This window comes from Puniceibacterium sp. IMCC21224, from assembly GCF_001038505.1.
Taxonomy (GTDB): domain Bacteria; phylum Pseudomonadota; class Alphaproteobacteria; order Rhodobacterales; family Rhodobacteraceae; genus Puniceibacterium.
Window position 1 is genome coordinate 2,092,740 of the sequence record NZ_LDPY01000001.1, and the last position, 26,597, is coordinate 2,119,336.

General features: G+C 61.6%; 23 protein-coding genes and 2 pseudogenes. 8 read left to right on the plus strand and 17 right to left on the minus strand.

Annotation, left to right across the window (positions count from 1 at the left end; translation table 11 throughout):
• Positions 1-210 precede the first annotated feature (210 nt).
• Both IMCC21224_RS09640 and IMCC21224_RS09645 read left to right on the plus strand, forming a co-directional pair.
• Complete coding sequence (locus tag IMCC21224_RS09640; RefSeq protein ID WP_047995173.1) at positions 211-1,737, plus strand: aldehyde dehydrogenase (NADP(+)); 1,527 nt, start codon at positions 211-213, stop codon at positions 1,735-1,737.
• A 158-nt stretch (positions 1,738-1,895) separates the two neighbouring features.
• Positions 1,896-2,757 (plus strand): annotated as a pseudogene (locus tag IMCC21224_RS09645) (5-dehydro-4-deoxyglucarate dehydratase).
• Between the two features lie 17 nt (positions 2,758-2,774).
• Here the strand turns inward: IMCC21224_RS09645 and IMCC21224_RS09650 are convergent.
• Positions 2,775-3,884: a fumarylacetoacetate hydrolase family protein gene (locus IMCC21224_RS09650; RefSeq protein ID WP_047995174.1), complete on the minus strand. Its 1,110-nt coding sequence runs from the start codon at positions 3,882-3,884 to the stop codon at positions 2,775-2,777.
• Positions 3,885-4,114: 230 nt separating this feature from the next.
• On the opposite strand from IMCC21224_RS09650, the gene IMCC21224_RS09655 reads away from it, so the two are divergent.
• From IMCC21224_RS09655 to IMCC21224_RS09665, 3 genes are all read left to right on the plus strand, one after another.
• Positions 4,115-5,185, plus strand: a complete 1,071-nt coding sequence (locus IMCC21224_RS09655; protein WP_047995175.1) for an OmpA family protein — start codon at positions 4,115-4,117, stop codon at positions 5,183-5,185.
• A complete protein-coding gene (locus IMCC21224_RS09660; RefSeq protein WP_047995176.1) occupies positions 5,186-6,682 on the plus strand; it encodes a caspase family protein in 1,497 nt (498 codons plus the stop codon).
• Positions 6,683-6,804: 122 nt separating this feature from the next.
• A complete protein-coding gene (locus IMCC21224_RS09665; protein ID WP_047995177.1) occupies positions 6,805-8,049 on the plus strand; it encodes a lytic murein transglycosylase in 1,245 nt (414 codons plus the stop codon).
• Here the strand turns inward: IMCC21224_RS09665 and acdA are convergent.
• The 8 genes from acdA to IMCC21224_RS09705 all read right to left on the minus strand — a co-directional run bounded on the left by acdA (position 8,046) and on the right by IMCC21224_RS09705 (position 15,289).
• Positions 8,046-9,254 carry a 3-sulfinopropanoyl-CoA desulfinase gene (gene acdA, locus IMCC21224_RS09670; RefSeq protein WP_047995178.1) on the minus strand — a complete coding sequence of 403 codons (1,209 nt, stop codon included), beginning with the start codon at positions 9,252-9,254 and terminating at the stop codon, positions 8,046-8,048. The genes IMCC21224_RS09665 and acdA overlap by 4 nt on opposite strands.
• Positions 9,255-10,481, minus strand: a complete 1,227-nt coding sequence (locus IMCC21224_RS09675) for a CaiB/BaiF CoA-transferase family protein (RefSeq protein WP_255347987.1) — start codon at positions 10,479-10,481, stop codon at positions 9,255-9,257.
• Positions 10,482-10,604: 123 nt separating this feature from the next.
• Positions 10,605-11,771: a gephyrin-like molybdotransferase Glp gene (glp, locus tag IMCC21224_RS09680; RefSeq protein ID WP_047995180.1), complete on the minus strand. Its 1,167-nt coding sequence runs from the start codon at positions 11,769-11,771 to the stop codon at positions 10,605-10,607.
• Positions 11,768-12,244: a cyclic pyranopterin monophosphate synthase MoaC gene (gene moaC / locus IMCC21224_RS09685; protein ID WP_047995181.1), complete on the minus strand. Its 477-nt coding sequence runs from the start codon at positions 12,242-12,244 to the stop codon at positions 11,768-11,770. The genes glp and moaC overlap by 4 nt, the downstream gene beginning before the upstream one ends.
• A 1-nt stretch (position 12,245) precedes the next feature.
• A complete protein-coding gene (gene trpC, locus IMCC21224_RS09690) occupies positions 12,246-13,049 on the minus strand; it encodes an indole-3-glycerol phosphate synthase TrpC (protein ID WP_047995182.1) in 804 nt (267 codons plus the stop codon).
• Complete coding sequence (locus IMCC21224_RS09695) at positions 13,046-13,699, minus strand: uracil-DNA glycosylase (protein ID WP_047995183.1); 654 nt, start codon at positions 13,697-13,699, stop codon at positions 13,046-13,048. Before IMCC21224_RS09695 ends, trpC begins: the two co-directional genes overlap by 4 nt.
• On the minus strand, positions 13,692-14,711 hold the full coding sequence (gene trpD, locus IMCC21224_RS09700; RefSeq protein WP_047995184.1) for an anthranilate phosphoribosyltransferase: 1,020 nt from the start codon (positions 14,709-14,711) through the stop codon (positions 13,692-13,694). The genes IMCC21224_RS09695 and trpD overlap by 8 nt, the downstream gene beginning before the upstream one ends.
• Positions 14,708-15,289 (minus strand): aminodeoxychorismate/anthranilate synthase component II, encoded by a 582-nt coding sequence (locus IMCC21224_RS09705; protein ID WP_047995185.1) that lies wholly within the window; start codon positions 15,287-15,289, stop codon positions 14,708-14,710. The genes trpD and IMCC21224_RS09705 overlap by 4 nt, the downstream gene beginning before the upstream one ends.
• A gap of 466 nt (positions 15,290-15,755) precedes the next feature.
• Here IMCC21224_RS09705 and IMCC21224_RS09710 point away from each other — a divergent pair, with 466 nt between their 5' ends.
• Positions 15,756-17,417: a divergent polysaccharide deacteylase family protein gene (locus tag IMCC21224_RS09710; protein ID WP_053078943.1), complete on the plus strand. Its 1,662-nt coding sequence runs from the start codon at positions 15,756-15,758 to the stop codon at positions 17,415-17,417.
• A gap of 13 nt (positions 17,418-17,430) precedes the next feature.
• Here IMCC21224_RS09710 and IMCC21224_RS09715 read toward each other — a convergent pair whose 3' ends face one another.
• The 5 genes from IMCC21224_RS09715 to rocF form a co-directional block, all read right to left on the minus strand.
• The gene (locus tag IMCC21224_RS09715; protein WP_082135172.1) at positions 17,431-18,123 is read right to left on the minus strand and encodes a DUF1638 domain-containing protein; all 693 of its coding nucleotides are present in this window, start codon (positions 18,121-18,123) and stop codon (positions 17,431-17,433) included.
• A complete protein-coding gene (locus IMCC21224_RS28185) occupies positions 18,107-18,280 on the minus strand; it encodes a hypothetical protein (RefSeq protein ID WP_197089192.1) in 174 nt (57 codons plus the stop codon). The genes IMCC21224_RS09715 and IMCC21224_RS28185 overlap by 17 nt, the downstream gene beginning before the upstream one ends.
• Before the next feature lie 102 nt (positions 18,281-18,382).
• Positions 18,383-19,078 carry a B12-binding domain-containing protein gene (locus IMCC21224_RS09720; RefSeq protein ID WP_047995186.1) on the minus strand — a complete coding sequence of 232 codons (696 nt, stop codon included), beginning with the start codon at positions 19,076-19,078 and terminating at the stop codon, positions 18,383-18,385.
• Positions 19,079-19,397: 319 nt separating this feature from the next.
• On the minus strand, positions 19,398-20,453 hold the full coding sequence (locus IMCC21224_RS09725) for an ornithine cyclodeaminase (protein ID WP_047995187.1): 1,056 nt from the start codon (positions 20,451-20,453) through the stop codon (positions 19,398-19,400).
• An 11-nt stretch (positions 20,454-20,464) separates the two neighbouring features.
• The gene (rocF, locus tag IMCC21224_RS09730) at positions 20,465-21,388 is read right to left on the minus strand and encodes an arginase (RefSeq protein ID WP_047995188.1); all 924 of its coding nucleotides are present in this window, start codon (positions 21,386-21,388) and stop codon (positions 20,465-20,467) included.
• Positions 21,389-21,511: 123 nt separating this feature from the next.
• Here rocF and IMCC21224_RS09735 point away from each other — a divergent pair, with 123 nt between their 5' ends.
• Together IMCC21224_RS09735 and IMCC21224_RS27740 are read left to right on the plus strand one after the other, a co-directional pair.
• Positions 21,512-21,943 carry an Lrp/AsnC family transcriptional regulator gene (locus IMCC21224_RS09735; RefSeq protein ID WP_047995189.1) on the plus strand — a complete coding sequence of 144 codons (432 nt, stop codon included), beginning with the start codon at positions 21,512-21,514 and terminating at the stop codon, positions 21,941-21,943.
• Between the two features lie 128 nt (positions 21,944-22,071).
• Positions 22,072-22,229 (plus strand): annotated as a pseudogene (locus tag IMCC21224_RS27740) (IS5/IS1182 family transposase); the annotation flags it as partial.
• 146 nt (positions 22,230-22,375) lie between these two features.
• On the opposite strand, the gene IMCC21224_RS09740 reads toward IMCC21224_RS27740, so the two are convergent.
• From IMCC21224_RS09740 to IMCC21224_RS09750, 3 genes are all read right to left on the minus strand, one after another.
• Complete coding sequence (locus tag IMCC21224_RS09740) at positions 22,376-24,415, minus strand: ASKHA domain-containing protein (protein WP_047995190.1); 2,040 nt, start codon at positions 24,413-24,415, stop codon at positions 22,376-22,378.
• A gap of 123 nt (positions 24,416-24,538) precedes the next feature.
• Positions 24,539-25,210 carry a hypothetical protein gene (locus tag IMCC21224_RS09745; protein WP_047995191.1) on the minus strand — a complete coding sequence of 224 codons (672 nt, stop codon included), beginning with the start codon at positions 25,208-25,210 and terminating at the stop codon, positions 24,539-24,541.
• 114 nt (positions 25,211-25,324) lie between these two features.
• Positions 25,325-26,482 (minus strand): CaiB/BaiF CoA-transferase family protein, encoded by a 1,158-nt coding sequence (locus IMCC21224_RS09750; RefSeq protein ID WP_047995192.1) that lies wholly within the window; start codon positions 26,480-26,482, stop codon positions 25,325-25,327.
• Positions 26,483-26,597 lie beyond the last annotated feature (115 nt).

Here is a 26,597-nt window from a genome sequence, read left to right on the forward strand (position 1 = left end):
AGCGGCCTTGGGGGCGGATCAATCGCACCAGCGTTGAAATCCGCTATATCCCATAAACCTGACAATCTGTGGCGGCATCACGGCAGATGCCCATTGTATTGACGTGCTCATCCGCTATCACCGGACCATAGTTGGCCGTCGCAGGCTTCGTCTCAATAACGAGTCCGGGCGGCTGAAATTGCGCCGAAACATGATGAAAGCGAGACAGCCATGCTAGATGATCCCAAATTCAAACCTCACGGCAAACATCTGATCGCGGGTGAGTGGCTTGCATCCGGACAAAGCTTTGAGTCCGAGCCAGCCAACGGACCCGCGCACGCGTTTTCCGTCGGATCGGTCGATCTGGTCAACCAAGCCTGCGAAGCGGCCGAGGACGCATTCTGGACCTATGGCTACACCACACGCGCCGAACGGGCCGCGTTTCTGGACGCCATCGCTGACGAGATTGAGGCCCGCGCCGATGCCATCACTGAGATTGGCAGCCAGGAAACCGGCCTGCCCGAAGGTCGGCTTCAGGGGGAACGCGGTCGCACCACGGGTCAGTTACGCCTGTTCGCCAGCCATATCCGCGACGGTGCTTATCTGGATGTACGCCACGATGCCGCACTGCCCGACCGCGCGCCGCTGCCGCGCCCTGAATTGCGTATGATGCAGCGTCCGATCGGCCCGGTTGCAGTCTTTGGCGCGTCTAACTTTCCTCTCGCGTTTTCGACGGCGGGGGGCGACACGGCGGCGGCGCTGGCGGCAGGTTGCCCGGTGGTGGTCAAAGGCCATTCCGCCCACCCCGGCACCGGCGAAATCATCGCCGAAGCGATCCATGCTGCGATCAATAGCTGTAACATGCCCAAAGGTGTCTTTAGCCTGATCCAGGGCGGGCGGCGCGATGTGGGTACTGCGCTGGTGCAGCATCCGCTGATCAAGGCGGTCGGCTTTACCGGATCTCTGGGTGGTGGGCGTGCGCTGTTTGATCTGTGCGCGCAGCGTCCTGAACCAATCCCGTTCTTTGGCGAACTCGGCTCGGTCAATCCGATGTTTGTGTTGCCTGCTGCCGCTGCTGCGCGTGGGGCCGAGATCGGCACCGGATGGGCCGGGTCGCTGACCATGGGGGCCGGTCAGTTCTGCACCAATCCCGGTATCGCCGTGGTCGAAACCGGTGCGGCTGGGGATGCGTTTGTCGCCGCTACGCGGACCGCGCTTGAGGGCGTCGGCGCGCAGGTCATGCTGACCGACGGTATCGCGAGCGCCTATCGCGACGGCCAGCAACGGTTCGATGGGCGCAATGCAGTGACCCCACTGCTGTCGTCACAAAACGAAGGGCGCACCGCGAAACCCGCGCTGTATGAAACCGACGCTGCCAACTATCTGCAGGATCACGCCTTGGGCGAAGAGGTGTTTGGCCCGTTGGGGTTGGTCGTCCGGGTCGCGAATGCACAAGAGATGATCGCTCTCGCCAAGGGGTTTGAGGGGCAGTTGACCGCCACGATGCAGATGGATGCGGATGACGCGCCGCTGGCGCGACAATTGCTGCCGGTGCTGGAACGCAAGGCGGGCAGGGTGCTGGCCAACGGATTTCCCACCGGGGTCGAGGTCGCGGATACCATGGTGCATGGTGGGCCCTATCCGGCATCGACCAACTTTGGCGCCACATCGGTCGGGACGCTGTCGATCCGGCGTTTCCTGCGCCCGGTCTGCTATCAGAACATCCCTGCTGATGTGCTGCCCGCCGATCTGGACTGAACCTCGGCACTGAAACTCTCTGTCCCGGCGACGAAGGCTGGGGCAGAGCGATAGAGGGACAGCGCGTATCACCCGCGACTCTTATCCCGATGCACGCAGGACCAAGACACCCGATGCTTGACAACCATGATCTTCAGGATCGGATCCGCAACTGACTTTTGTCCTTTCCGGTGACACCCTTTGGCGACAACGGCGACTTTGCTCCGGTTCAGTTTCGCGCTCACCTGGAATGGTTGTCCGATTATCCGGTTGCGGGCCTCATCGTTGCCGGCGGCACGGGCGAGCTGTTTTCGCTGACACCAACCGAGGTGATCGAGGTGGTGCGCACTGCCAAAGCCGCGCAGCCGGGGCAACCGATCATCTCGGGCTGTGGGTATGGCACCCGTCAGGCCTGCGAAATGGCGCAGGGGATCGAGGCGGCAGGCGGCGACCGGTATCCTGCTGCTGCCGCAATACCTTATCGGCGCGCCCCAGGACGGGATTGAGGCGCATATTCGCGCCGTCTGCAACAGCACGCGCATGGCGGTCATTGTTTACAATCGCGGTCAAAGCCGTGTCAGCGCTGATACCCTGATGCGTCTGGCCGATGATTGCCCGAACCTGATCGGTTTCAAGGACGGGACCGGCGATATCGACACCGTGCGCCGGGTGACGCTGACGCTGGGCGACCGGCTGAGTTATATCGGCGGTATGCCCACGCATGAGTTGTTTGCGCAGGCGTATCGCGGGGCAGGGATGCCGACCTATTCCTCGGCTGTGTTCAACTTTGTGCCTGCCACCGCACTCGAATTCCACCGAGCATTTTCAGCGGGGGATGATGCCACCTGCGAACGGCTATTGGCCGAATTCTACTACCCGTTTGCCAAAATTCGTGATCGCAAGATCGGGTATGCGGTTTCTGCAATCAAGGCCGGTGTGCGGCTGCGCGGGTTTGACGCGGGGTCAGTGCGCACACCGCTGACGGATCTGACCGGTGAAGAAATCGAACTGATGCAGGACCTGATGCGCGGCCGTAGCTGAGGCCGCGCAATTTTCCGTCAGCTCAGCAACCCACGCCGGGCCAGATTGCGCATCAACGCCGCTGTGCCAAAGGTCCAGGGCGGGCAATCGGGGCTGAGCGCCACGGTGTTTTCCAGCGCCCCAAGCCCGGAACTTGTGATCCGCACCACGTCGCCCACGGAATGGGTGAACCCCTGACCCGGTGCACCGCGATCCTGTGTCGGCGCGAACATCGTGCCAAGGAACAGCATGAAACCATCGGGATACTGGTGATGCGCGCCGCAAGTCTGCGCCACAAGGTCGAGCGGATCGCGGCTGATCTTGGTCATGGACGACCGCCCTTCGAGGGTAAAACCGTCGTCCCCCCGCACCTCAAGCAGCACCTCGGCGTTGCGGATATCGTCTATGCCGAAACTGCCGTCAAACAGGCGGATCATCGGGCCGATGCTGCACGAGGCGTTGTTGTCCTTGGCCTTGCCCAGCAACAGGGCGGACCGCCCCTCAACATCGCGTAGGTTGACGTCGTTGCCCAGGGTCGCGCCCAACGTCTCGCCGCGGCTGTTGACGGCCAGCACGATCTCGGGCTCTGGGTTGTTCCAGTGCGACACAGGATGCAGGCCAACCATCGCACCCGGCCCGACCGATGACATCGGCTGCGCCTTGGTAAACACCTCGGCATCGGGGCCGATCCCGACTTCGAGGTATTGCGACCACATCTTGCGGTCGATCAGCGTCTGTTTGACCCGTTCTGCCGCCGCGCTGCCGGGTTTCAGCGTCTCGATGGCGCCGCCGATGATCTCCCCCAGATCCGCGCGGATTGCAGCGGCGCGGGCGGGATCGCCGGCTGCGCGCTCTTCGATCACGCGTTCCAGCATGGACTGGGCAAAGGTGACGCCGCAAGCCTTGATCGCCTGAAGATCACACGGTGGCAGCCATTGCGTGACCTCGACCGCGCGGCCCGGCGCAGAGGCCACATAGGCGGCGGGGTCCGGTTGCTCCAACACATCGCGCAGGGTGGGGGCCGTCGCCGAGGTGATATCCTCAACCGTGCCCCGCATCCGCCGCACGATGATCGGCCCGTCCGCTGCAGTGTCCCATGCCCGCCCGACATAAAGTCCGGCATCCTCCAGATTATCCGAAACGCTCATACGTGACTCTCTCCCTTGCTGCGGTGTGTCGCGGGACTGTTTCACGCTTCGAGCCAAAGCTCCACCATCTTTGACTTTCTGTGGCCGCGTGCTGACTTGTGCGCTGCTGACTGGAACAGGGCTGATACAATACGCAAAATCTCTGATACAATTGCCGCATTCATTTGAAGGTGGCCCGTCGCCAACAGTGTCGGCTGGTCGCGCGATTTAATTTCACGAGGGCATCCGAAATGAGCAAAATCCCATCTGTCACAACATTAACGCGGTTCTGCGCCCTGAGTTTGGCCTGTATTCTGTGGGTGGCGTCAGCTGAAACTGGACGGGCGCAATCGCCGTTCGAAGGCGGTTGGTCGCTGCAACCCACCATGTCGAACCTGCGGTTCCAGTCGGTCAAGAAACAGACCGTGGTGGAATCCAGCAGTTTTGCCAGCTTGCAGGGGTCAATCGACGACCAGGGCACGGCGCTGGTGACCGTCCTGCTTGATTCCGTCGATACCAATGTGGATCTGCGCAATGTGCGGATGCGGTTCCTGTTTTTCGAGACATTCAAATTCCCCGAGGCCCGGATCGTGGCCCGGATCGACCCGGCGCAATTGGCCGACCTGCCAACCCGGCGCCGCAAGACGATCCCGGTCAGCTATGTCATTGATCTGCACGGCGTACAAAAAGCGTATGAATCCGAAGTCATTGTCACTCTTCTGAGTGATGACATGGTGTCGGTTGCATCTGACGCTCCTATTTCTGTGGCAGTATCAGACTTTAACTTGTTGGAAGGGCTGCAAAAACTACAAGAGGCAGCGAATGTCGATATCATCCCGTCGGCGACGATATCGTTCGATTGGGTGTTTGCCCGTGACACCACGACCGCGACACCCGCGCCATCGCCTGTGACGCCATCTTCGGTCGCGCTTGAGACACAGGGGAATTTTGACGCCGAGGCCTGCAAGGGCCGGTTCGAAATCCTGTCGCGCACCGGCAATATCTATTTCACCTCCGGCTCTGCACGACTGCAAGACGAGAGCGCGCCACTGCTGGACAGTCTTGCCGATATCGTTCTGCGCTGCCCGGATATGATGATCGAGGTGGGCGGACACACCGATTCCGTTGGGGGCGAGGCGCAGAACCAGCGCCTGTCGCAATCACGCGCCGCGTCGGTGACAGAATATTTGTTGGGCAAGGGGCTTGGAAAAGGCACAATGGTCAGCAAAGGTTACGGAGAATTGTCGCCCATCGCCAGCAACGACACGAGCGAGGGGCGTCTGAAAAACCGCCGGATCGAATTCAAGGTGCTCGAAAACTAGATGATGAGTTTTGCCCGCTGCGTCCTGTCTGCTATGTTTGTCCTCTGGGCTTTGGCCGCCGGGGCGGAACCGCGCATCGCGCTGATCGTTGGCAACGGCAGCTATTCGTCGGTCACTTCGCTGGAAAACACTGTACCGGACGCCGTTCTGATGGCGGATACCCTGCGTGGGCAGGGGTTCGAGGTGACGATTCTGACCGACGTGGAGCAGTCCGCGCTGAACGAAGGCATCTCGCAATTCGGGCGCGATCTGCGGGCGGCGGGAACCGAGGCGACCGGGCTGTTCTACTATGCCGGCCATGCGGTGCAGTCCTTTGGCACCAACTTTTTGCTGCCAACCGATGCCGCGCTGGCGGATGCCGCTGATCTGTCGCTGGTGGCAGTGCCCGCTGACGCGGTGTTGCGGCAGATGCGCTCGGCGCGCAATCAGACCAACATCGTCATTCTGGATGCCTGCCGCAACAACCCCTTTGCCGCGATCCGCGATCTGACCGACAACGGTCTGGCCGAAATGAACGCCCCCACCGGCACCTTTCTGTCATACTCCACCGCCCCCGGCGCCGTGGCGCTGGATGGTCAGGGCGACAATAGCCCCTTTACCAAGGCGCTGGCCCAAGAGATCCGCGCGCCCGGTGTGCCCATCGAACAAATCTTTAAAAAGGTGCGTGTGGCCGTCATTGCCGAAACCAATGGTCAGCAGACGCCGTGGGACACCTCATCCCTGACTGGCGAATTCTCGTTTGTCACCAAGGTCAGGCTGACGGCTGAACAAATGCAGGAAGAGCAGCTGTGGTTTTCGGTACGCGAGAGCGGTGATCCGGTGCAGATCATCCTCTTTCTGCGCAGCTATCCCGAAGGGCGGTATCAAGCCGACGCACGCACATTGCTGAGCACGCTGATGAACGCCGAACTTGGGGCCCAGGTCACGGCAGAGCCCGAACACCAGTCGCCGCCTCTGGCTGTCAGGACACCCTCGGTCTCAGAAGAGGGGTTGATCGCCGCGGCCCAAGCCAGCGGCGACGCTGCCGGGTATCAGGCATATCTGGATGCGTTCCCCGGCGGAATATATGCCGAACTGGCGGCGTTCGAGCTAAGCGTTTTGGCTGACACTGCCGCCGCAGTGGTGCCTGAAGTCGAAGCACCCGCAGAACCAACCACAGCCGAGCCGACACCTGCACAGCCACCCGCGTCTTCTGCTGATCTGGAGGGGCTGACTTTTACCACGCCGTTTCCCAGCGGCGGAGAACCGGTCCAAGGCCGTAGCATCGAAGAGATTATCACGCTCTCGCCACTCTTCCCGCCGATCGAAGGGCTGCCCGAAGAGGTATGGAAGGGCAAACATTGTGCTGATTGCCACAATTGGACGCGCGAGGCCCTGTGTACACAGGGCAAGACCTATCTGGTCCAGGATACCGCCCGCGCCCTGTCCAAAGAGCATCCGCTGGGTGGTATGTTCAAACGTGGGCTCAGGGTCTGGGCCGATGCGGATTGTCCCTGACGGTCTGCGCGACCTGACGCGTGTCCGCGCCTGAGGTGAAGCGGTTGTGATGCGCGGCCTCTTGCGCCCGAACCGCGATACGCTCAGTCTGTCAGGAAAACACGGCAAAAAGGGCACAAAACATGCAGGTCACACGGCGATGGATCGCTTTGGCAGGAACGGCAGCGCTGTTGTCGGGGTGCGGCGGGGGCAGCGGTCCGGCAACCGTCAGCGCGGCGCGCCCCGATCCCGGCCTGCGCCCGCAGCCCAATGCAGGATATGACGCATGGGTTGCGGCATTCCGTGGGCGGGCGCAAGCGCAGGGCGTGTCACCCGCGACGCTGAATGCGGCGTTTCGAAACGCGGGCTATCTGCCCGGCGTTGTCGAGAGGGACCGCAACCAGACCGAATTTTCCCGCACGCTCGAAGATTACCTCGCTATCGTCGCCTCACCCGACAAAGTGGCGACCGGGCGGCAGAAATTCCGCCAGCACGCAGGCCTGCTGTCCGAGATCGAGGGCCGTCATGGCGTGCCCGCCAATGTCGTCGCCGCAGTCTGGGGGATGGAGAGCAACTATGGCGCCCGGCGCGGCGATATCCCTGTCATCTCAGCGGTGTCGACGCTGGCGTATGACGGGCGGCGCGGCGTGTTCTTTGAAAAGCAGCTGATCGCGGCGCTGCGCATTCTGGAGCGGGGGGATGTGTCCGCAACCAATCTGGTCGGCAGCTGGGCTGGCGCCATGGGGCACACCCAGTTCATTCCCACGACGTTCGAGGCCTATGCCGTGGATTTCCGAGGCGACGGGCGGCGCGATATCTGGTCCGAAGATCCGACTGACGGGCTGGCGTCAACCGCGGCCTATCTTGGGGCGTCTGGCTGGCGGCGGGGGATGCCATGGGGCCAGGAGGTGCGCCTGCCATCGGGGTTTGATGCAGGTCTGGCCGGTCGGGGCCGTCGCCGCGCGGTATCAGAATGGTCGGCACTTGGCGTGCGCGCGGTGTCTGGCGGGGCGGTGCCGGATCACGGGGCGGCGGCGCTGTTGCTGCCGATGGGCCTGACCGGTCCCGCCTTCCTTGCCTTTCTCAACTTTGATGTGATCTTGCGCTACAATAATTCTGAAAATTACGGCATCGGCGTCGGCTACCTGTCGGACCGTATCGCCGGGGCCGGGCCGCTGTCAGCCAGTTTTCCGCCAGATCGCAACGGTCTGACGATGGATGATCGGCAAATGCTGCAACAGCGACTGACGGCGCACGGGTTTGACACCGGCGGCAGTGACGGTGTGATCGGTCCCAAGTCCGAAGAGGCAATCCGTGCCTATCAGGCCAGCGTTGGTCTGCCCGCAACCGGCCAGCCGTCGCGTGAATTGCTGAGGCGCTTGGGTTAGGTCTTGGCGGCAAACGACGCTGCCGCGCGGCTATAGCCATCGCGCGTCTGTGGCGTCTTGATCCCCAGAATCGACCCGGCAATCTGGGTTCTCAGGATCTGCGCCGTGCCGCCCGCGATGGTAAACATCCGGGCGTCGCGCACGTGCCGCTCAAGCGCGAGATTGCGCGAATAGCCCATCGACCCGTGGATCTGGAGCGCGTCGTTTGTGACCTTTAGCGCGGTCTCGGATGCCAGTACTTTGGCGCGTGCCGCTGCGGCCATATCGGGAAATCCGTCACCCGCCGTCATCGCCGCGCCGTGCAGTAGCGCCCGCGACGCATCCAGCCCGATGGACATATCCGCCAGCATCCATTGCAGCCCCTGAAATTCCCCAATTGGCCGACCGAACTGTTCGCGCCGACCGGCATAATCCAGCGCCGCCTCGTATGCGCCCTGGGCAATCCCCAGTGCCACAGTTCCCGCGCCAACCCGCTGCGCGTTATAAGCGTTCATCAACCCGGCAAATCCGCGCCGCATACCTTGGGGCGGGATCAGGATACGATCCTCGGGGATCTCCATATCCTGAAAATCGACATAGGTTTCAGGGATGCCCCGCACACCCATTGCAGGTTCGCGCGCGCCGATGATCAGGCCCGGCGTCTCATCGCGCAGGGCGATGAAGCCGGCAATGCCCTGCGAAACGCCATCCTCGACCAGCTGGGCAAAGATCAGATGGAATCGTGATACACCGCCGCCGGTAATCCAGTATTTTTGCCCGTTCAGAATATAGCGGTCGCCGCGCTTGACTGCGGTGGTTGTCATCTCGGTCGCGGCGGATCCGGCGTTTGGTTCTGTGATACAGATCGCGGGTTTATCCCCCGACAGCACGTGATCCGCCGCCAGCCGTTTCTGGGCCTCGGACCCATAGGCCATGACGGCACCGATCGCGCCCATATTTGCCTCGACCGTGATGCGGCCCATGGTGGCGCAACAACGGGCCATTTCCTCAATCACGACAACGGTGTCGTGATAACTGCGGCCCTGACCACCATAAGCCTGGGGAATGGTCATACCCATGAAACCGGCCGCATTCAGCGCGGCGACAGAGTCCCAGGGATAGGCCTCGGTCTGGTCAACCTCGGCTGCGAGAGGGCGAAACTGGGTTTCGGCGAGGTCGCGCGCGCGGGCCATGAGGTCGCGCTGATCAGAGCTGAGCGGGTACATCTAGGCGGTCTCCTTGCCGTTGGGATCTGCGAGCAACGCGGCCAACAGGTCATTGTCCTGACCGCAGGTCGGCGGGGCGTGGCGATAGGTGACCGGTGTCTGGCTGAATTTCACCGGGTTGCCGATCAGATCAACCTTGCCTGAACTGGCGCGCGATTCCGGCATCGACACCACCATGTCACGCGCCGCCACCTGATCCGAGGCAAAGACATCGGGCAGGGTGTTGATCGGTCCGCCGGGCACGCCTGCATCCTCCATTCCGCGCACCAGATGATCGCGCGCGTGACAGGCGATTTCAGCGGCAAGGATCGGGATCAGCACGTCGCGGTGTTCAACGCGGAGCAGGTTGGTGGCAAAGCGCGGGTCCGTTGCCAGATCGTCGCGCGTCAGCAGTCTGCAGAGCCGACTGTATTGTGCATCATTTCCGGCGGCGACAATCAAATGCCCGTCGGACGCGGCAAAGACCTGATAAGGCACGATGTTGGGATGCTGATTGCCCAGACGCGGCTGCGGCGTGCCGGATGTGAGGTAGTTGGTGCCAGCGTTCACCAGCCATGCGACCGTCGTGTCAGCCAGCGCGATGTCGATATGCTGACCTTGGCCCGTCATATCGCGGTGGCGCAGGGCGGCAAGAATGGCGGTGGCGGCATATAATCCGCAGACCACATCGGCAATGCCGACGCCGACCTTTGTCGGTTCGCCTTCGGGGGCGCCAGTCAGGCTCATGATGCCACCAAATGCCTGCGCCAGCAAATCATAACCGGGTTTGTGCGCGTTCGGACCGGTTTGGCCAAACCCGGTGATCGAGCAATAGATCAGCCCCGGATTGTCCCGCAGCAATGTCGCGTGATCAAGGCCGTATTGTGCGAGGCCGCCGACTTTGAAATTTTCAATGAATACATCGAATTGCGGCACCATCCTGCGCACGGTTTCGGCACCCGAAGCGTTCGAAATATCGACAGAAACTGAGCGTTTGTTGCGATTGGCGCTGAGGTAATAAGCGCTCTCAGACGTTGGTTTTCCATCTGGATCGGTGACATAGGGCGGTCCCCAGGCACGTGTGTCGTCGCCCAAACCGGGGCGCTCGACTTTGATTACTTCGGCGCCGTAGTCACCCAGCAATTGCGTACAGGTCGGCCCGGCCAGAATGCGCGACAGATCCATAATGCGGACCCCGGCCAAAGGTCCGTTTGAGCCAGCCGCGCAAGGGGGGTGAGGGTGTGACACGCGGCCTCCGGTTCTTGCGCAGCTTTGGCGCACAGTCACCGAAACCCGATCATGGCGCAAGGTCTATGACCTCAGGCCACTGGGTTTCAGGATCAGTGGGCGCTGGGACTGGCCGCCCCCAGTTCACATTCCGAGGTATTCAACCAGAGCGCCTGCCGCACGGGCCGGATCGTTTGGCGGGCGCACAATCAGCGCATTCGCCTGCGCAAGTACGCTAAGCAAGGCACTGTCCTGCCGGTCAAAAGCGCGCAACTTCCCATCTTCGATCCGGGCGCGCATGTAATGCTCGCGTGGTCCGTTGGTTGGCAGTGGTTCGGCCAGAAATGCGCTGCGGCGCGGCGCAAAAGTCTGTTCTAACCCCAGCATCGCGCGGACCACGGGGGCAACGAACACATGACCACAGACCATGGCGGACACCGGATTCCCCGGCAACCCGATCAGCATCGATTGCCCCAACCGCCCCGCCATCAGCGGTTTGCCTGGACGCATCGCCACCTTGTAAAAGGCCCGCTGCATTCCAAGGCTTGCCGTCACCGGAGCAACCAGATCATGATCCCCAACTGAAGCACCGCCAATGGTGATGATCAAGTCAGCACCGCGCGCCAATTCCAACACCGTGCGCAGTGCCTCTGGGGTGTCGCGGGCGATGGGCAGTAACCTTGGTTCCGCCCCCAGCGCGATAAGATGTGCGAACAGACCAAAGCTGTTCGACGCAACGATCTGATCCGGTCCGGGGGGCTCTCCGGGCATCACAAGCTCGTCTCCGGTGGCGATCAGCGCCACCACGGGACGCCGCGTGACCTGGACGTGGGCAATGTTCATCGACGCGAGCAAGGCGATGTCGTTTGGCGCCAGCTGACGAGGCGCAGAAAGCCGTGCGCCAACAGTAAAATCGTTTCCTGCCGGACGGATATGGGTCGAAGTATCTAGGTTGCCACCCAGTACGATGCGGTCTTCACTGCGGGTCACGTCCTCTTGGATGATCACGCGCGTGGCCCCTTGTGGCAGGGGGGCACCGGTGAAAATGCGCACGGCCTGACCGGGACCGACCGAACCATCAAATCCATGGCCTGCGGCTGACGCGCCAATTACCGTCAGCGTCGCGCCTGGGGTGGCGTCTGTCACCGCATAGCCATCCATGGCGGATGCGGCAAAGGGCGGCTGATCACGCAGCGCCACCGCGTCATTCGCCAAAACCCGGCCGAGTGCGTCGCATAACGCCACAGTTTCGGTCTGCATCGGCGGCACAAGCGCAAAGAGCTGATCGAGCGCCTCGGCGACGGCGATCATGGCGCCTCGAACCGGCCGGATTTGCCACCGTCCTTGAGCAATACGCGGATACCGCTGATCTCCATCTGTTTGTCCACCGCCTTGGCCATGTCATAGACGGTCAGCGCGGCGATACTAACAGCGGTCAGCGCTTCCATCTCGACGCCGGTCTGGCCTGTGGTCTTGACGGTTGCGGTGATACGAAGTCCCGGCAGGTCGGCGTCCGGCTCAAGCTCGACCGACACTTTGGTGACGGGTAGCGGATGGCAGAGCGGGATCAGATCCGGCGTTTTCTTGGCGCCCATGATACCGGCAAGCCGCGCAATGCCGATCACATCGCCTTTTTTGGCGCGACCTTCGGTAATAATATCAAAGGTTTCTTTGGCCATTTTAATGTAACCTGCGGCCGTTGCGATACGCGACGTCACCGCCTTATCGGAAACATCGACCATATGGGCGTCGCCCTTGGCATCGAAATGGGTCAGATCCGCCATCTTATGCAGCCACCGGGTTGGCCAGCAGCGTCCTGGTCGCCTGCGCAACATCCTCTTGCCGCATCAGGCTTTCGCCGATGAGGAAGGCACGCGCGCCATGCGCGGCCATATCCGCCAGATCAGCTGGGGAGTTGAGCCCGGATTCCGAAATCAGCATGCGGTCAGCGGGGACATGTGCCGACAAGCGGCGGGTGGTATCAAGAGTGGTCTCGAACGTCTTGAGATTGCGGTTATTTACACCAATCAATCTGGATTTCAGCGCAAGTGCGCGGTCAAGTTCGGCCCGGTCATGCACCTCAATCAGCGCGTCCATACCCCAATCCGTTGCGCATGCCTCAAGCTCTGCTGCCTGCATGTCCGAGACCGAGGCCATGATGATCAGAATACAGTCGGCATTCAGGCTGCGCGCCTCGGCCACCTGATATGGGTCGTACATAAAATCCTTGCGCAGCGCGGGCAGGTTGGTAGCGGCGCGTGCCTGGGTCAGAAACGGTTTTGCACCTTGAAAACTGGGGGTGTCCGTCAGAACGGACAGGCAGGTCGCGCCACCAGATTCATAAGCCGTAGCGAGGGTGGATGGATGAAAATCCTCCCGGATCAACCCTTTGGAGGGCGAAGCTTTCTTAACTTCGGCGATCAGGCCGTAGCCATCGGTCTGTGCCGCCTGTAATGCTGTGCCAAAGGGGCGTACCGGATCTGCGGCACGGGCGCGCGCTTCGACCTCGGCCATTGGCAGGGCGGCTTTGTCGGCGGCGACCTCGGCCAGCTTATAGGCCTTGATCTTGTCCAGAATGGTGCCTGTCATGTCTTTGTCCAGTTGATGGGATCCTCGCCCCTTGCAATAAGCCAGACGTTGACCTGGGAAAAGGGGCGAGAGCCGAAAAATCCCCGGTACACCGAGAGTGGCGAGGGATGCGGGCTGCGTAGGATCAGATGATCTGGTCCAGTGATGTGGCGGGCAAAGCTTTGTGCCGGCCCACCCCAGAGCACAAAGGCACAGGGTCTGTCCGACAGGGCGATCAGCACGTCACGGGTCAACTGGGCCCAGCCCAGTTTTGCGTGGCCTTTCGCCTTGCCCTCGGGCACCGTCAGTGCGGTATTGAGCAGAAGTACCCCCTGTCGCGCCCAGTCGGACAGGTCGGTGCGATCACGTGGGGCGCCAAGGTCGGACTCTAACTCTTTGAAAATATTACCAAGGCTGTCAAGCCTGCCGCCAAAATCCTGCGGGATTGAAAAGGCCAGCCCATCAGCCTTGCCCGCTGTGTGGTAGGGATCCTGTCCAAGGATAACCACTTTGGTCGCCTCTGGCGGGGTCAAATCGAGAGCGCGAAAGATGTAGCGTTTGGGCGGGAAAACCGCGCGATCCTCTTCCGCAAGGGCCTGAGAAATACCCGGCAGCGTCTGGGTAAAAAACGGCAGATGCGCCCATGCAACAGGTGGTGACAGATCAGCCATTCTGAGTGGCGCGCGCCAATGCCTCAACGCGTCCAAGGGCTGCGCCGCTGTCGATGCTTTCACGTGCCTTTTCAACGCCATCCGGTAGAGAGTTTACGTGGTCCGCAACCAATAGCGCCGCTGCGGCATTCAGCAGAACAGCGTCGCGGTAGGCCGAAGGTTCGCCCGCGAGGAGTGCGCGAAAGGCGCGACCATTCTGTTCGGGTGTGCCACCGACGATCGATTCAAATGGATGTATAGGCAATCCGGCCTCTTCCGGGTGGACTTCGCGGTCGGTCACAGAACCGTCCAGCCCCAGTTCGGCCACCCAGCTGATCCCGGTGATCGTCAATTCATCGGTGCCGTCCGATCCATGCACCAGCCAGGCCTTTTCCGATCCAAGCTGCGCCAGCGTTTCGGCCATAGGCCGGATCAGGTCGCGACTAAACGCCCCTGTCAGTTGGCGTTTGACCCCAGCCGGGTTGGTCAGCGGCCCGAGGATGTTAAAGATCGTGCGGGTTCCCAGCTCGGTTCGAACCGGGCCGACATGGGCCATAGCCGGATGGTGCATAGGCGCCATCATAAAGCAGATCCCGACATCATTCAGCGCTTTTTCAGCATGTTGCGCGTCGATCATCACGTTGATTCCCATCTGGGTCAGCGCGTCTGCCGCCCCAGATTTTGACGACAGATTGCGGTTGCCATGCTTGGCCACCGGCACACCCGCGCCCGCGACCACAAAGGCGGTCGCGGTCGAGATATTCAGCGTGCCTTTGCCATCACCGCCGGTTCCAACGATGTCCATCGCGCCCTTGGGCGCCCGCACCTTGTGACATTTTTCGCGCATGACCCAGGCGGCGGCGGAATATTCATCCACCGTTTCGCCGCGTGTCCGCAGAGCCATCAGCAGCCCGCCGATCTGGCTCGGCGTGGCCTCGCCTGCGAACAAAAGGCCAAACGCTGTCTCGGCCTCGGCGCGGGTCAAGGGGCGGTCGGCGGCTGCGCCAATCAGCGGTTTGAGTAGATCGCTCATGCCGGGACTTTCAGGATGTTCAGGAAATTGCGCATCAGTGCGTGGCCGTGTTCGGACTTGATGGATTCGGGGTGAAACTGCACACCGTGGATTGGCAGATCGCGATGCTGCAGGCCCATTATGGTGCCATCCTCAATATCTGCCGTGATTTCTAGACAGTCGGGCAGGGTAGCACGGTCCACCACCAGTGAATGATAGCGCGTCGCGTCAAAGGGCGACGGCAGGCCCGCAAACAGGCCAGAGCCGGTGTGCCGCATCTGGCCCAGTTTGCCATGGACAATCTCGGCGTGTTGCACGACCGTGCCGCCAAAGGCCTGGCCGATGGTCTGATGACCCAGACAAACGCCCATCAGCGGTGTTGCCGTTTCAGCGGCAGCCATCGTTAGGGCCAGGCAGATGCCGGCATGGTCCGGGTCGGACGGCCCGGGCGAAAGAACAATGCCAGAGGCGTTCATCGCCATCGCCGCCTGCACGTCCAGCGCGTCGTTGCGCATCACTCGCACTTCGGTCCCAAGCTCGCCAAAGTAATGCACGAGATTGTAAGTGAAGCTGTCGTAATTATCGATCAATAGCAGCATTGGGGCACAGCCGGTTGTTTACATTGCGCTCGCATCATATCGGGTCAGGTGTCGGCGCAAAAGGGGGGGTGAATCCTTGGACGCGCCTGCCAGCCTGCCCGGAATTGCAGAAGCATTGGCGCGACTTATTGCCGATCAGCGGGTCTGTGTAAACCGCGCCGGGCAAAGCCTGGTCTCCGCGCGCTCAGATCGACTGAATTGGCGGCGGATGCGGTATTCAAAAGATGCGGGAGAATCCGTGTTGAATCGGCATGAGTGTGTTGTGGCAATACTGTTCCAGACGGCACGATATGGCGCAGTCTGGATGTTTCTTCATTTCCGGGACTGGTCTGGTGGATAGGTATAGCGGTATACCTGTGCAGGTGCGGGGTGCGACGTCAACAGGCGCGGATCCCGGCGGTCGGTCAGAGGAATGAGGTCGGCCCGAAGTCGCGAGGCGCAGCGCAGTTAGTGAGAGGGCAAAGTCATGGTCAAAGGATATGTAACAGGTGCGCTCGCCGGTGCCGTTCTTTCGGTCGTCGGGGCTGGTGCCATATCGGTGGCAATTGGAGTGCCATCTTCAAACGATGCGATGGCAGCACCCTCTGAACTGAAAGAGCAGACCGCCAGCACGCTGCCCGAGACCAAGACCAATCCCGAAGTTGCGCCGACTTCCTCCGAAGCCCCGTCTGATGTGCCGCCCGTCCGGTATGAGGAGGCCGCGACCGAGGCGCCGCAATCACCAGCGCCGCCCGCAGCGGCCCGTCGCCCGGGCGACGAGAGCGAAGTGGCGCAAACCGAACCCGCCCCTTTGCCGCAGGCCGGGAACAGCGATCAGGCGGTGACGAGTGACACCACACCGGGCAGCGCGCCGCAGGTTGCCCCGGCTGACAGCATCGGGATCGCTCCCGACGTGTCGGATAGCGGTGCATCGGTCGCGGTGATCGCAGACACGCCTGTCAGCCCCAGTGTTCAGTCTCAGGCGCCCCGTGCTCCGACAGCCGAGCCAGAACCATCGATTGCGACCGAACCGGCGCAGCCACCGGCACCACAGGTTCCGACTGAGGATAGCGGATTGGTTGCTGCCGATGAACCGCCCGAGGCTGCGCCTGAGATGCCGCCTGTTGTCGCCGATGCGGACGCGGAAGCTGTTGAGGCCGACAAACCGGACGAGATCGCGATGGTCGAACCAGCCCCGATTGCAGTTTCTGAGCCGCAAGCCGGGACCGAAGGTCAACCTGATGCTGGCACAGACCGGGTCGCCGTTGCCGAGCCAGATGCCGCCCCTGACGCGGAACCCGCCCCCGAGCCACCCAATGGCGAAGCCTCCGCGCCCGCTTTGAATCGGCCCGCGATCGGTAAACCGGCGGTGTCACTGGTTGACCGGGACCCGGCGGCGGCGACCGGGCGGTTACCGACCATCGGCGCGACAAATTTTGTTCCCGCGCCGGTTGCCGAGGACCCCGCCGCAGACGATGCATTGCCGCCCTTGCAGCGGTTTGCCGTTCCGGTTGAGGTGACGCCTGACCTACCGCTTATGGCTATCATTCTGCTTGATAACACGCAGGGGCCGCTTGGCCCCGATGCGCTGGATGCGTTTCCCTTTGCCATCACATTTGCGGTTGATCCAGCCAGTCCCAACGCCGCCAGCCGCATGTCAGGGTACCGCGCCCAAGGGTTCGAAGTGATGGCGCTGGCCGCTATCCCTGAAGGTGCCATGCCCAGCGATGTCGAGGTGAGCCTTGCCGCTTCGGTCGCGGCGGTGCCCGAAGCGGTGGCGTTGCTCGAAAGCCCGCAAGGTGGCCTTCAGGCCACGCGCCGGGTGTCGGACCAGGCAGCGCAGTTCAGCGGGTCATCCGGGCGCGGGCTGGTGTTTCAACCCAATGGCCTGAACACAGCGCAGGCGCTGGCCGCGCGCGACGGCGTCGCCGCAGGCAGCGTGTTCCGCGACTTTGACGGCGAAGGACAGGATCCGCGCACCATCCGCCGGTTCTTGGACGGAGCCGCGTTTCGGGCGCGTCAGGATGGGGCGGTGATTGTTATGGGGCGGCTTCGGCCCGACACCCTGTCGGCGCTGTTGCTCTGGGGGTTGCAGGATCGTGCTGCACAGGTGTCTCTGGTGCCGGTGTCGGCGGTTTTGACCCGCTGACAACCAAGCTGGGTCAGCGTCGGGCCCAACCATCCAGCGTGGTTTCCAGATCACCATATCCAGTGTAGCGGCGTTCAAACGCCAGGCCAAGGCGCTCTGCATAGCTGCGCGCTCGCTCGGTCAGTGCGGGATCGTTGGTTTGCGCCTGATAGACCAGGGTTTGATAATTGCCGAAATACATATCACGCAGATCCGGGTGCCGATCGAGTCCAAGCGGCTTCCAGACAAAAGCATCAAATTGTCGGACCAAAAAATCGGTGAGATAAAACGCGGTGATCTCATCGCGGTCGGCAAAGGTGCTGTTGCCCTCGAAAAAGCTGTAACAATGTGGACCGGCGACCAGTTCGACGCCCAGTTCCGCGCAGGCTGCCTGCAATAGCCCACCGGTGCCGCAATCTGCATAAACCACGTGCACCGATTCGTAGGCGTCCCGATGCCGCGCCACAGCGGCGCGTACAGCGTCGGTGATCTTATCCGGGTGGTTGTGCAGAATTGCGGGCAGGCAGGTCAGGTCCATGTGGTCCCAACCGTTGCGATCCCTGACGTCGATGATTTCGCGTGCGAGCGCACCACACGCAACGAGCAGAATGCGCCCGGTGCGTTGCGGTGCTAGCCCCACATCAGTCAGCTCGCCGTCAGTCGGTTTCGCGCTTTCGGAGGTACCAAAACCTTCACGAGTAGCTGTGTTTTCAAGGATGGCTGTCATCAAAGGGAACACGACCCAGCGCCCATCGCCCTATCAGGCCGATTGCCATTGCAACCGGCAAAACAGTCAGCACCCCCCAAGCATTGAGCGCCCAGACGGTCAGCCCGCCGGCTCCGATGACACCCAGAATCATGAGGGCAAATGACGTAACTGGCATGCGAATCTCCCTTCTTTGCATCATATGGTATTCACCACGGAAAACAAAAGGCACAGACGCATATCCAGCCACCAAAAGGCAGGAATTCGCCTGCCGCGCGCGTCAGGCCACCTGATTATGCTTGCGGTTGACGAATTCTTTGGCCGTTTCGACCGCAACAGCAGCATCCCGGCAATACGCATCCGCGCCGATTGCCTTGCCGAATTCCTCGTTCAGGGGCGCACCACCGACCAGAACGATGTAATTGTCGCGGATTCCACGCTCGATCATCGTGTCGATCACCACCTTCATATATGGCATGGTAGTGGTCAGCAGGGCTGACATTCCGACGATATCGGCGCCTTCGGTCTCGGCAGTGTCAAGGTAGGCGTCGACCGGGTTGTTGATGCCCAGATCTACGACTTCGAAACCCGCACCTTCCATCATCATGCCGACAAGGTTTTTGCCGATATCGTGGATATCGCCCTTGACCGTGCCGATCACCATCTTGCCGACGCGGGGCGCGCCGGTTTCGGCCAGCAGCGGCTTGAGGATAAACATTCCGCCCTTCATCGCATTGGCGGCCAGCAGCACTTCGGGGACAAAAAGGATGCCATCGCGGAAATCCTTGCCGACGATGGTCATGCCGCCCACCAGCGCCTCGGTCAGAATCCCGTAAGGCGTCCAACCGCGGCTGAGAAGGATGTTCACGCCTTCTTCGATCTCTTCCTTGAGACCGTCATACAGATCGTCAAACATCTGCTGGACCAGCTCGTCGTCATCAAGTTCGGACAGGATGATTTCGTCGTCGTCAGACATTGTGTTTTCCTTTGTGCAGGCACCGCGGGCGGTCTTTGCAGGTGTTTGATCCCGTGTAATCGTTCTTTTGTCCAAGTTTCAATTGGCCGATTGCGACATTCACGGCCCGTTCCCCGACTTAGTCGCGACTTTACGCGGGTTTGTGGTGAATATGCATATCTTTCCGCCAGCTATGTTCAGTATCCGTTCTGGATTGAGATGCTGCGCGGGTCACGAACTGCGTGCTGTCGGGACAGCTGGGAATGGTTGATTGCGCCAGGTGCGTATTTAGAAAGAGAAGAAGCTGGGGGCGCTTCGTCTTCGCGCACGGCGCGACGGTTCAGGTATTTTGTTTTGGGGTTGCCCGCTGAAGCATCCCGAACAGGTCGCGGGGGTCGTCCGGATCCGCCAAAAGGTCGAGCGGATGGAAGAAGGGCGTGCCTTTGATCTGTGCGCGGATGTAGCGCAGGGCGCTGAAATCCTCGATCGCGAATCCGACACTGTCGAAAAGTGTGATCTGGCGCGCATCCCGCCGCCCCTGGGCCTGACCGGCGATAACATGCCAGAGTTCGGTCACCGGATAGTCAGCAGGCAATTGCTGGATCTCGCCTTCGATCCGGGTTTGTTCGGTGTATTCCACAAAGATAGCCGCGCGGTGCAGAATCGCCGGGGCGAGTTCTGTTTTGCCGGGGCAGTCACCGCCGATGGCGTTGATGTGAACGCCTGCACCGACCATGTTGTCGGTCAGGATGGTGGCGTATTGTTTGTCAGCGGTGCAGGTGGTCAGGATCTGCGCGCCCTCGATGGCGTGTTCCGGGCTGGTGCAGGTGGTGACTGACAGGCCAGAGGCTGCGAGGTTGCGGGCGCATTTGGCTGTGGCAGCAGCGTCGGTGTCGTAGAGGCGGACATTGGTGATGCCGCAAATCGCCTGCATGGCGACGCTCTGAAACTCCGACTGTGCGCCGTTGCCGATCATCGCCATGGTGGTGGCGCCCTTGGGAGCCAGATATTTTGCGGCCACGGCGGACATGGCGGCGGTGCGAAGTGCGGTCAGCAGGGTCATTTCGGACAGTAGCACCGGGTAGCCGTTGGCGACATTTGCCAGCAGGCCAAAGGCTGTCACGGTCTGCAACCCGTCTACCGTGTTGGCGGGATGGCCGTTAACGTATTTGAAGCCGTAGACTTCACCATCCGAGGTCGGCATCAGTTCGATCACGCCGTTCGCGGAATGCGAGGCCACGCGCGGCGTTTTGTCAAACAACTCCCAGCGGCGGAAATCCTCTTCGATATTGGCGGCGATGCCGCGCAGCATTTCGGGCAGGCCGATGTGATGGATCAGCTGCATCATGTGATCGACAGAGACAAATGGCACGAGGGCCTTGGCAGAGGGTTGCATCTGGGATTCCTTCAAAGTGAACGCGGCGTGGGGCGGTCAAAAACGCGACGGCCGAGGGACGAAGCGGCCAGGTCAACCATCAGATGCGCGGTGCGACCGCGATCATCCAGCATCGGGTTCAGCTCAACCAAATCGAGCGAGGTCATCAGCCCGGAATCGTGCAGCATTTCCATCACCAAATGCGCCTCACGCACGGTGGCACCGCCGGGCACAGTCGTGCCGACGGCGGGCGCGACGGATGGGTCGAGGAAATCAACATCGAGCGAGACGTGCAGCATGCCGTTCACAGCGGCAACGTCACTCAGAAACGCGGAGAGCGGTTTGGCGATACCGTTTTCGTCGATGTCGCGCATGTCATGGCGGCGGATTTGGCTTTGCGTCAGCATGGCGCGCTCGGGCCCGTCGACGGATCGCAGGCCGATGATGCAGACGTTTTCCTCGGGGATAGGGTGTGGCACTAGCGGGAAGTCGTCAAACCCACTGCGGCCGGTCAGATAGGCCAGCGGGGTGCCATGCAGATTGCCGGAATCCGTGGTCTCGGTGGTGTGAAAATCCGAATGAGCATCGAGCCAGAGTACAAATTGCGGGCGACCCAGGGTGTTCGCATGGGCGGCGACGCCATGAACGCTGCCCAGCGACAGGGCGTGATCACCTCCAAGAAAGATTGGCAGCCCCTCGGTCATCATAGCCTCAGCCGCGCGGCTGAGCGCGCTGGTCCAGCCGACAGTCTCGGGAAGGCGATGCAGACCGGGGCGCGAGGTCAGGGAATTGGTGTCGGGGACCACATTGCCGGTATCGATGACCCGGTGTCCCAGATCTTCGAGCACACCACCGAGTCGCGCGGTGCGATAGGCGTCGGGGCCCATCAGGCAGCCAAGGCGGGTCTTGCCGCTGTCCACAGGCGCACCGATCAGCAGAATGTTGTGTTGCGTCATGGTTCGGGTCCTTTGATTCACAAGAGGTTGCAGGCATGTAAGTGGCGGTTTGTGATGGCGTAAAGGCTGCATTTCGCGCATTCTGGCTGGTAACTGTACGAAACGGATGCACTGATTGGCATAATGGACAATACAGATCACAAGTTGATTTCTGCGCTCAGGCATGACGCCCGGGCCTCACTGTCGGATCTGGCCGGGTTGCTGGGGTTGTCGCGCGCCACCATACGCGCTCGGATCGACAAATTGCGGGCGTCGGGTGACATCCTCGGCTTTACTGTTGTGCTGCGCGATGATGCGGTGCGGGACCCGGTGCGCGGATTGATGATGATCGGGATCGATGGGCGCGGCACCGATCGCATCCTGCGACAACTGAGCGGTTTTCCCGAAGTGCGCGGCCTGTATGCCACCAATGGCCGCTGGGATGTCATTGCGGAACTAGGGGCCCCGACGCTTGAAGCGCTGGATGAGGTGCTGAGCCGGATCCGCCGATTGGATGGCATTGCGACCAGCGAAACATCTTTGTTGTTGTCGACGCGCAAGTCGTCGCGGTCGTGACCTGCTTTAATCGACGTTTCAGTCGCGTTACACAGCGCCATGGCGTTGTTACACAACTCTGATCGTGAATGATTCATAACGTGAATCCATGCGGTTAGCTCTGCCACAGGAGCAAGCGATCACCCGCCCGCTGCCACACCGCCATCATCGACCGGCAGGCCACTGCGATCATCCCGGTCCGCAAGAACGGGAGGCCCTGGAAGGAAGACGCCCGGTCGCGGTCGCTCGCAACGATACCCTGCTCGCCACCCGGCACTACGGCAGGGCACTCTGGAAGCGCTGGACCAAAAGGGGAAATCGCGCCTCAACTATGAGTAACGCAACAACGCCGTTCGCTACCCGGTTTCCGTCTGCGTCCAGCGGCGGGGTGCCCGTTCGGGCTTGGGTTGTGTTGTCACTGTGCGTATCCTGACTTTTTGGTACTGATGAAGATCAGGCGCGGCGGCGACGACGACCGCCGCCTTCGCGGTCTCCGCCCGCGTTAAAGGATACCTGCGGAATGGTCACAATCTTCATCAGCTCTGGGAACGTGTCGGTCTTGTGCGGGATCGCGTTGGCGGCGACGAAATGGTCCTGAAACTTGGGCTCGATCGCGGTTTCAACCTTGGTGATCTGGCGCACGACGCGCTCGATCTCGGCGCGTTTTTCAAGATTGCAAAGCGCGATACGCGCCCCGGTGCCAGCGGCGTTTCCGGCGCTTGAGACGTTGGCCAGCAGCGCGTCGGGGATCATCCCCAGAACCATCGCGTGCAAGGATGAGATATGTGCGCCAAATGCGCCGGCCAGTACGACGCGGTCGACGGTATCGACACCCATTTCGTCCATCAGCAGCCGCGCGCCAGCATACAGCGCGGATTTGGCCAGCTGAATGGCGCGGATGTCACCCTGGGTCACTGTGATCAGCGGACCGTCATCGGCAGTGCCGTCAAAGATCACATAAGAATGGGTCCGCCCCTCGGGCACCATGCGGGGGGTGCCGGTCTGCTCGGCAGATCCCAGCAGGCCAGACCCGTCGAGCAAACCAGCCAGCCGCAGTTCGGCCACAGCCTCGATAATTCCCGATCCGCAAATTCCGGTGATGCCGGTGGTCGCGGTTGCGGCATCAAATCCATCTTCGTCCGACCATAGTTCGCAACCGATGACACGGTAGCGCGGCTCCTTGGTCACGGGGTCGATGCGGATTGCCTCGATTGCGCCGGGGGCGGCGCGCTGGCCGCTGGAAATCTGCGCCCCTTCAAAGGCCGGGCCGGTGGGCGATGAACAGGCCAGCACCCGGTTCTTGTTGCCCAGCAGCAGCTCGGCGTTGGTGCCGACATCGACGATCAGCACCAGATCGTCGGATTTTCCCGGCTCTTCGGACAGGGCAACAGCGGCCGCATCCGCGCCCACATGTCCCGCGATGCAGGGCAGGATATAGATTTGCGCGGCGGCGGGCAGGGTGCCCAACTCCAGATCCCGCGCGGTCAGGTTCAATGCGTCGGACGTGGCCAGCGCAAACGGCGCCTGACCCAATTCGACAGGGTCAATTCCCAGCAGCAGATGGTGCATCACCGGGTTGCAGACAAACACCGTCTCAAGGATCAGCGACGGGTCGATCCCGGCCTCTTTGGCGATCTCGGCGGCCAGCGCGTCGATGGCCTCGCGCACAGCGCGGGTCATTTCGGTGTCGCCACCGGGGTTCATCATGGCATAGCTGACGCGGCTCATCAGATCCTCACCAAAGCGGATCTGCGGGTTCATGATCCCGGACGACGCGACGACCTGACCGTTTTCGAGGTTGGTCAGATGCGCCGCGATAGTGGTTGATCCCAGATCGATGGCGAGGCCAAAGAGCCCGCCTTCGTGAAAGCCGGGCCAGACGGCGATCATCGTTGGCGTCGCGTCGGCTCGGGTCTTGTGCAAAGCAACTGTGATCTTCCAGCCGCCCTTGCGCAGCACTGGCTGCAACTGGGCCAGTGTCGGCAAATCCGTCGTCAGGCCGGTCACATCCCATTGCTGACGCAGCGCTCGCGCGACCCGTTCCAAATCGCCGGTCGGCGTGTGCATATCGGGTTCGTCTACCTCAATGTAATATAGCCGGGTGGCGGGATCCATGATGATCGGCCGGGCCGAGGCCGCCTTGCGCACCACTTGCCGATGGACTTGACTCTCGGGTGGCACATCGATCACCACATCCCCCATGACGCAGGCCTGGCATCCCAGACGGCGACCGGATTTCAGGCCGCGTTTTTCGTCATACCGTGCCTCGACCGCATTCCAGTCGCTCAGCGCATCTGGTGCAACGGTGACGCCGTGTTTGGAGAATTCACCATAAGACGGCGTGATCTGGCATTTCGAACAAATCCCACGCCCACCGCAGACTGAATCAAGGTCAACGCCCAACTGCCGCGCCGCCGTCAGCACCGGTGTACCTTTTGCAAAACGACCGCGTTTGCCCGAGGGGGTAAAGACGACCAGTGGATCGGTGCTCATTCTCGTGTTCCTAAATTTTGTCGTGCGCCGGTGTCGCACCTGTGTTGCCCGCACCATAGTCGCTTGGGCGGTGAGCGAAAGCCGACAAGCGGCGCGACAGGCGCAGAAAACGCCGTTCAAACGCTAGTTGGTCCACGGCAGGACGTGCACGCCGAAGAACCACACCAGCACTGGCAGCGGCGCGGTACACAACACAAAGGTCAGCAACGTCGCGGCCACGGCAAAGATCCGGCTGAACCCGGCCAAAAGTGCAAGCCCGCCACCGCCGCCAATCACCACATTGCCCGGCAGATTCACCAGCAACGCCAGCGCCAGATAACGCCAGTCCCGGATCACCGGCGTCAGCCAGCCCGGCGCGCGCTGGCACAGAAACCGCAGGCGCTGATCTGAGGGCAAGTCGTTCAGGCGGGCGATCATATCGGCGGTGCCGGTCATCCGCAGATCACGCAACAAGCCGGTGATCCAGCGCAGCGAAAACCATTGCCCAGCAAGATAGGCCAGCATCAGTCCCAACACGGTGGCCGCCCAGACAAACGGGGCAGCTTCGGCGCCGCGCATCATCAACAGGGTAAAGCCGATCTCGATACCCGGCATGAACGGCACCGCCAACAGCAACGCATACACCAGCAGTATCAGCCCCAGTGCCGTCATGTTGAATGCCGGACTGTCGGTGGTTTCGTGCAGCCAGTCCAGCCCCTGCAATCCCACCCAGACGACCACCGCCACAGCGCCCAACCGCAGCGCCATACGCAGCAGGGACGCCGGTAACGGCGGAGCGGGGTCCGGGGTGGTCATCGCGTCCTTCTAGCACGAGGCCGGGGGGAGGGTGCAGCCGTGAAATGCTGCGGCGCAGATAATTTTCCCCAGGTGTAGGAACCGCCCAGGGTCGAGGGCGGTCAACACGAGTGCTTAGGTCAGGTCGCCACCATCGAGCCAGCGCAAGATCTCGCCGCGGTTGCCGTCCAGATCCGGGGCCGGCGCGCGCGAGGTCCGGTCTTCGAAGTCGCTCATCTTGATGGGATTTCCTGCGGCCTTGAAGGCGGTGCGCCCGTGTTTATCGAGCACGTCCACCACCATATTGCGGGCCAGGATCTGTGGATCTTTCAGCACCTGCTCCATATTCTGGATCGGGCCGGTGGGGATACCCGCGGCGGTCAGCCTGGCAATCCACGCGGCCTTGGTTCCGTCGATCGTCACCGCTTCGATCAGCCGCTTCAGCAGGCGGACATTTTTGCAGCGCTCGGGATTGGTGGCAAAGCGCGGATCATCGGCCAGTGGCAGGTTGAGCAGCACGCACAACTTTTCAAACAGCACATTATTGCCAGCCGCAATCACAAACAACCCATCCGAGGCATGAAACGTCTCGAACGGCGCAATGGACGGGTGCCGCGCGCCCGACGGCACTGGCGATTTGCCTGTGGTGGTGGTTATGGCGACGGCATGTTCCAGAATGGCAAGCTGGCCGTCCAGCATCGAGATGTCGATCTTGCGCCCCCGTCCGGTGCGGTCGCGGTCGAGCAGCGCCGCCAGCACCCCCTGCGTCAGATACATCCCCGCCACGATATCCCCGATCGAGGCCCCGACGCGCACCGGATCGCGCCCGGCCTCACCGGTGATCGACATGACGCCGCTGCGTGCTTGCACCACCATGTCATAGGCGGGCCGTTTCGCGTCAGGTCCGGTGTGGCCAAAGCCGGAGACCGCACCGTAGATCAACTTGGGGTAGGTTGCGTGCAGCGTGTCCCAGCCATAGCCCAACCGCTCCATCACGCCGGGACGATAGTTTTCCAGAATGATATCGGCACGGGCCAGAATACGTTCGAAAACAACACGGTCTGCGTCGGATTTAAGGTCAAGCGCGATGGATTTCTTGCCATGATTGATGGCGGCAAAATAGGCGCTCTTGCCTTCCTTAAAGGGGGGAAAGGCGCGGGTGTCATCGCCGATGCGCGGGCGTTCGACCTTGATCACCCTTGCCCCCAGATCCGAGAGGGTCATTGAACAGAACGGCCCGGCCAAAACATGGGTCAGGTCTAGGATTGTCGTTCCGGCAAGCGGGTTTGGCATGGGGGTGTCCGGTGTGTCTGGGCTGCTCTGGTGTTTTGCGCACAGTGAATCCTCATGCGTCGGTCACGGCAACCCCAAATTGCAGCGCGCACAGCGAACTTTCGCCAAAAGACGC